Origin of the sequence: Kitasatospora sp. NPDC056783 (assembly GCF_042789895.1) — a bacterium.
GTDB lineage: Bacteria > Actinomycetota > Actinomycetes > Streptomycetales > Streptomycetaceae > Kitasatospora.
On the sequence record NZ_JBHUAF010000460.1, the window covers coordinates 1 to 6,215 of the forward strand.

Here is a 6,215-nt window from a genome sequence, read left to right on the forward strand (position 1 = left end):
CGGGCGACCGGGGCCCCTCGGCTCAGGCCCGTTCCGGCAGCACCAGCGGCACGCCGGTGCGCGGGTGCGCCAGCACCTCGACGGGGTGCCCGTATACCTCGCTGAGCAACGGCGCCCGCAGCACCTCGGCGACGGGTCCGTCGGCGATCGTCGCCCCGGCCGCCAGCAGGACCACCCGGTCCGCGTAGGCCGCCGCGAGGGACAGGTCGTGCAGGACCACGACCACGCCGTCCCCGGCGGCGGCGCGCTCCCGGGCGACCCGCAGCACCAGTTCCTGGTGGCGCAGGTCGAGGGCCGCGGTCGGCTCGTCCAGGAGCAGCAGCGGGGTGCGCTGGGCCAGCACCCGGGCCAGCGCCACCCGGGCCCGCTCTCCGCCGGACAGGGCGGTGAACGGGCGCCCGGCGAAGGCGGTGGACTCGGTGGCCGCCATCGCCTCGGCGACCACCGCCTCGTCCTCGGCGGCCGCCGCCGTCCCGGCCCAGGGCGCGCGGCCCATCCGGACCACCTCGTCGGCGGGGAACGGGAAGGACAGCGCGGCCGACTGTGGCAACAGCGCGCGGTGCAGGGCGAGTTCGGCGGGTCCGTAGGAGCCGAGGGGGCGGCCGCGCAGGGCGACCTCGCCGCCGTGCGGCGCGACGTCCCCGGCGAGGACGGACAGCAGGGTGGACTTGCCCGCGCCGTTCGGCCCGAGCAGGGCGACCACCTCGCCGGCGGCGACCCGTACGGACGCGCCGGACAGCAGCGCACGGCCGCCGACGGTCAGCCGGACGGCCTCGGCGGTGAGCAACTCGGTGCCGGGGATCGGCCGTTCGGGGATCGTCCGGTGTCGGTGCGGTCTCATGCCCAGCCTCCCTGCCTGCTCCTGGTCCGGCGCAGCAGCCAGAAGAAGAACGGGCTGCCGATCAGTGCGGTGAGCACCCCGAGCGGCAGTTCGGCCGGTTCGGCGAGGGTGCGGGCGGCGAGGTCGGCGGCCACCAGCACCAGGGCGCCGCCGAGCGCCGAGGCGGGCAGCAGGAAGCGGTGGCCGGGCCCGGCCAGCATCCGCAGCAGGTGGGGGACGACCAGGCCGACGAAGCCGATGATGCCGCTGACGGCGACGGCCGCGGCGGTGAGCAGCGCGACCACGGTGATCAGGGTCAGGCGCATCCGCTCGACGTCGACGCCGAGGTGGCGGGCGGGTCGCTCGCCGAGGGCCAGCAGGTCCAGCCTGCGGGCGTACAGCGGGGCGACGGTGAGTCCGACCGCGGCGAAGGGCAGGACGGCGAGCACCTTGCCCCAGGTGGCCTGGGCGAGCGAGCCGAGCTGCCAGAAGGTGACCTGGCTGATCGCGGCGGAGTCGGCGGTGAACAGGAAGATGCCGATGAGCGCGCCGCAGAAGGCGTTCACGGCGACGCCGGTGAGGATCAGCGTGACGACCTCGGTGCGCCCGCCGGAGCGGGCCATGACGTACACCGCGAAGGCCGTCAACAGCCCACTGGCGAAGGCGAAGGCGGTGACCGTCCAGCTGCCGAGCGCGTCCAGGCCGAGCACGATGCAGGCCACCGCGCCGACCGCGCCGCCGGAGGAGACGCCGATGACGGCGGGTTCGGCGAGCGGGTTGCCGAACACGCCCTGCATCAGCGCCCCGGCGCAGCCGAGCGAGCCGCCGACCAGCAGGGCGAGCACCACCCGGGGCAGCCGGACGTTCCACAGCACCGATTCGGGCACCCGGTCCAGGGCGTGCCCGCCCAGGCCGAGGCGGTGGGCGGCGGAGGCGAGGACGTCACCGAGCGGGACGCGGTAGGCGCCGGTGCCGGCCGCGAGCAGGGCGCAGAGCACCAGGGCGATGGCGAGCACGGCCGTGACCAGGGTGGTCCCGGACGGCCCGGGGAGGCTCTTCTCCCTTACGGTGGTGGTCACTTGGCGACCGCCGGGTGGAGCTGGGCGGTGATCTCCCGGAGCACCTGGGGGGTGCGCGGGCCGTAGCTGAGCAGTTGGCCGTCCTCGATCGAGACGATCCGGCGGTCCAGCCCGGCCGGGGTCTGGGCGACGCCGGGGAGCTTGAGCAGGCCGTCGACGCCGCCGACCGAGTCGAGCCCCCTGCTCATCACCAGGATGGCGTCGGGCGCGGCCTTGACCAGGGCCTCGCTGGTGAGCGGGGTGAAGTCGCCGCTGAGCCCGGCGGCGGTGCCGGCGTCCTCGCCGCCGACCGCCTCGATCAGCGAGCCGGCGCCGGAGGCGGGGCCGCCGAGCAGGTAGACGGAGGCGCTGCCGCGCAGGTAGAGGAAGGCCACCTTGGGGCGGCGGCCGGTGGCCGGGACGGCGGCCTTGGCGGCGTCGATCCGCTGCTCGGTGCGTTCCTTCAACTGCCGCCCGGCGTCCGGCACTCCGAGGGCGGCGGCGACGGTGTCGATGCGCGGGCCGACATCGGTGAGTTTCTTGGCGTCGTCCAGCAGGAGCAGCGGGACGCCGGCCGCGCGGATCTGTGCGATCGCCTCGGCCGGGCCGGTGGAGCGGTCGGCGAGGACGACGGTCGGGTGCAGCGAGAGCACGCCCTCGGCGGACACGTCATGGGCCTGGGTGATCACCGGCAGTGCGGCGGCCTGCTGGAAGGTGGTGGAGACGTCGCGGGCGACCACCTTGGGGCCGAGGCCGAGGCTGAACACCAGCTCGGCGAGGCTGCCGTCGAGCGGGATGATCCGTTCGGCGCTGGTGACGGTGACCTGGCGGCCGTCGGCGGAGGGGGTGGTGGCCGGGAGCCGGGGGACGGGTTCGACGGGCAGCGGCTCGACGGCGTCGGGGGCGCGGGTGGTGGCGGTCGTGGCCGTCCCGGTGGCGGAGCCGCAGGCGGTGAGGGGGAGGAGGAGGCCGAGGAGGAGCAGCAGCAGGGCCGGTCTGCGGGCCGCCCGGGGTCGGATCGTACTGCTGCTCAACGTGCTTCCCTTCGTCGGGGGTTGTCGTCGCCTCCGGCCGGGTGGGGGAGGAGTCGCTTGTTCATATATTAGGTTAGCCTTACCTCACTCCGACAGGGGCCCCGCCCCTGCCGCTTCCCCCATGACCCTTCGAGGAGTGATCCGCGTGTCCCTGTCCAGCCGGCTCCGCCGTTCGGCCGCCTCCCTGGTGGCCCTGCTCGCCACCCTGTCGGCGGTGGGCCTGTCGCCGGCCCGGGCGGTCGCGGCCGAGGGCAAGGTCTCCGGCGGGCGGCTGGACTGGGGGATCAAACAGTCCTTCCTGACCTACGTCACCGGGCCCATCGCCAAGGGAAGTTGGGCGCTCACCGGCGGCGCGGCCACGGTCGGCGGCAGCACCTTCCGCTTCCACTCCGCGAACGGCACGTACGACCCGGCGACCGGCGCGCTGACCGCGGGCTTCTCCGGCGGCGTCCGCTTCACCGGGCACCAGGAGAACGGCGCCAACGCGCTCGACCTGAGCCTCGGGCGACTCACCTTCCGGGCCGTCCCCGGTGGCTCGGCCGGGCTGTACTCCGACGTCAGGAGCAAGTCCAAGGAGACCGGGCAGGTCAGCGAGGCGAGCCAGGCCAAGCTGGCCGACCTCTCGCTGGCCGGCGTCGACCTGCGCGGGGCGGCCGGCACCCTGAGCCTGGGCAACGTCCCGGCCACCCTCACCGACGCCGGGGCGAAGGCCTTCGGCAACTTCTACCAGGCCGGAACGGCCCTCGACCCGCTCAACCTCTCGGTCAACCTGCCCGCCGCGCAGGCGACTCCGGCGGCGCCGTCGCCGAGCGCCACGCCCCCGGTGGCACCCTCCGCCGGGGCCGCGCCCGCCACCGGGGCCGATCCCTCCGCCGGGACCACCCCTTCCGCCGAGCCCACCGCCCAGGCGCCCGCGAAGACCGACTTCGGCAACGGCGCCCTCGACTGGGGCGTGCGCCGCACCTTCCGCGACTACGTCACCGGCACGATCGCCCAGGGCCGTTGGGAGCTCGGCGGCGGTGCGGCCGACGGTGGCGCCTTCTTCCGCTGGACCCCGGCCAAGGGCACGTACGACCCCGCGACCGGCGACCTCACCGCCGGCTTCACCGGCACCGTCCACTTCACCGGCCTGCGCAGCGGCGAGAGCCACGGGCTGGATCTCACGCTGGCCAACCCGGGCGTCACCGTGGCGGGCGGCCGGGGCCGACTGCTCGCGGACGTCTCCGGCCGGACCCCGGACGGCGGCACCCAGCAGCTGACCGGCGTCGAGCTGGCGACCTTCGACCCCGCCGGCCTCGCCGCCGAGGGCGGTCTGCTGAAGGCCGCCGAGCTGCCGCTGAAGCTCGCCGAGGGCGGCGCCAAGGCCTTCGGGGGCCTCTACCCGGCGGGCACCGAGATGGATCCGCTGAGCTTCGCCGTCGCCCTCGACCCCGCCGCCGCACTGCCCCCGCTGCCCGACCTCGGCAGCGCCCCGGCCACCCCCGCCGCCTCGCCCGTCGCGTCCTCCGCCTCCTCGTCCTCGGGCGGCCTCCCGGTGGCCGCCGTGGCCGGCGGCGCGGTGCTGGTGGCGGCGCTCGCCGCGACCGGCGGGCTGCTGGTGCGCCGCCGCCGCGCGGCCGCGGCCCCGGACCCCGACCGGACGGTCTGACCCGCCCGACCCTTCCCCCTCCCGCCATCCCCCCATCCGAACGGAGCACCACCACCATGTCCCGCAACCGCACCCGGCTGGCCGCCCTCGCCGCCGCCACCGCAGGCCTCGGCCTGACCGCCCTCGGCGCCCCCGCACTGGCCGTCGCCGGCGGCGCCCCGGGCAGCGTCACCTACGACACCGGCGCACTGGACTGGGGGGTGAAGGGCAGCTTCCGCGGCTACATCGAGAGCCCGGCCTCCCAGGGTGGCGCGGTCGAGCTGACCGGCGGCGCGACCCGCAACGCCGACGGCACCTTCCACTTCGGCCTGGCGAGCGCGAAGTACGACCTCGCCACCCACGCGCTCAGCTCCTCCTTCACCGGCGGTGTCCACTTCACCGCCCACCACGGCGCGTTGGACGTCGCGCTTAGCGACCTGAAGGTCACCACCTCGGGCACCACCGGCACGCTCACCGCCGACACCGCCTCCAAGGAGTCGATGGGCGCCACCGGGATCACCCGACGCGACGACGTACCGCTGGTGACCTTCACCGTCGGGCGGGACACCACCATCGGGGTGCCGACCGCCGCCAAGCTGACCGAGCAGGGGGCCCAGGCCTTCGCCGGCTTCTACCAGGCCGGGGCGGACATGGACCCGCTGTCGCTGCTGCTCAAGCAGAGCCCGGCGACGCCCTCGCCGACCGCCACGCCCTCGCCGACCGCCACGGCCACCCCGTCCGCGACGCCGACGCCGTCCGGTACGGCCTCCCCGACGGCCCAGCCGACCGCCACACCTTCCGTCACACCGTCCGCCACGCCGTCCGGTGCGCCGAGTTCGACGCCCGGCGCCACGCCGTCCACCCCCGTCGAACCGACCGCGACCGCCACCGTGACACCCGCCCCGACCGGCACCCCCAGCACCGCTCCCGACCGCCTGCCCGTGCTGAACGGCACCTTGAACTGGACGGTCAAGGAGAGCTTCCGCGCCTACCTCGCATCCCCGATGGCCGCCGGCAAGGTCGAGTTCGGCGGCGGCGCGGCCGACTACCGCTTCGGCGGCGCCACCGGCCGGTACAACACCGCCGACCACACGCTGACCGCCGGCTTCACCGGCTCGGTCCGCTTCCTCGCCCACCCCGGCAAGGACGGCTGGGCGCTCGACACCACGCTCTCCAAGCCGGGTCTGGTCATCGGCCGGGACGGCGCCTTCCTCACCGCCGACGTCAACGGCAAGTCCCCGGACGGCAAGTCGACCACGCTGAGCGGCGCCCGGATCGCCAAGCTCGACGTCCCCGCCGCCGCGCTGAAGCCGGTCAACGGCGTGGTGACGCTCGCCAACGTTCCGGCGACGCTCACCGCCGAGGGCGTCCCGGTGTTCTCCAACTACCCGGCCGGGACGGCCCTGGACCCGGTCAGCGCCACCCTGGCCTTCGACAAGGACGCCGAGCTGCCGACCAACCCGCCCGCCGGCGGCTCCGGCACCGGCGGCGCCAACCCGCCCGCGGGCGGCCAGGGTTCGGTCGGCGGCACGGTCGGCGGCGCCTCGCTGACCACCGGCGGCCTGAGCGCGGGCGGCGGCTCGCTGGCCGCCACCGGCGCGGACACCCCGGTGCTCCCGCGGCTGGCCACCGCGGCCGGCCTGCGGCTGGTCGGCGGCAGCGCCACCGCCCTGGTG

At 75.8% G+C, this 6,215-nt stretch carries 5 protein-coding genes; 2 read left to right on the forward strand and 3 right to left on the reverse strand.

All coding sequences use genetic code 11. The annotated features are described in order from the left end of the window. Window positions 1-22: 22 nt before the first annotated feature. Genes ACFRMQ_RS36775 through ACFRMQ_RS36785 form a run of 3 tightly spaced genes read right to left on the reverse strand, consistent with a single transcriptional unit; the run spans window position 23 to window position 2,912 of the window. Window positions 23-841, reverse strand: a complete 819-nt coding sequence (locus ACFRMQ_RS36775; protein WP_380735191.1) for a heme ABC transporter ATP-binding protein — start codon at window positions 839-841, stop codon at window positions 23-25. Beyond that, window positions 838-1,899: a FecCD family ABC transporter permease gene (locus ACFRMQ_RS36780; RefSeq protein ID WP_380735192.1), complete on the reverse strand. Its 1,062-nt coding sequence runs from the start codon at window positions 1,897-1,899 to the stop codon at window positions 838-840. The genes ACFRMQ_RS36775 and ACFRMQ_RS36780 overlap by 4 nt, the downstream gene beginning before the upstream one ends. Next, entirely contained in the window at window positions 1,896-2,912 is a 1,017-nt protein-coding gene (locus ACFRMQ_RS36785; RefSeq protein ID WP_380735193.1) for a hemin ABC transporter substrate-binding protein, read from the reverse strand. Before ACFRMQ_RS36785 ends, ACFRMQ_RS36780 begins: the two co-directional genes overlap by 4 nt. 145 nt (window positions 2,913-3,057) lie before the next feature. Between ACFRMQ_RS36785 and ACFRMQ_RS36790 the strand changes: the two genes are divergently transcribed. Together ACFRMQ_RS36790 and ACFRMQ_RS36795 are read left to right on the forward strand one after the other, a co-directional pair. Next, window positions 3,058-4,560, forward strand: a complete 1,503-nt coding sequence (locus tag ACFRMQ_RS36790; protein WP_380735194.1) for an HtaA domain-containing protein — start codon at window positions 3,058-3,060, stop codon at window positions 4,558-4,560. Between the two features lie 56 nt (window positions 4,561-4,616). Further along, window positions 4,617-6,215 (forward strand): HtaA domain-containing protein (locus ACFRMQ_RS36795; RefSeq protein ID WP_380735195.1); only part of this gene is annotated, 1,599 nt, incomplete at its 3' end.

What these genes read in the sequence shown, in the direction of transcription:
- ACFRMQ_RS36775 (WP_380735191.1), bottom strand. Translation starts at nt 841, where the DNA reads ATGAGACCGCACCGACACCGGACGATCCCCGAACGGCCGATCCCCGGC.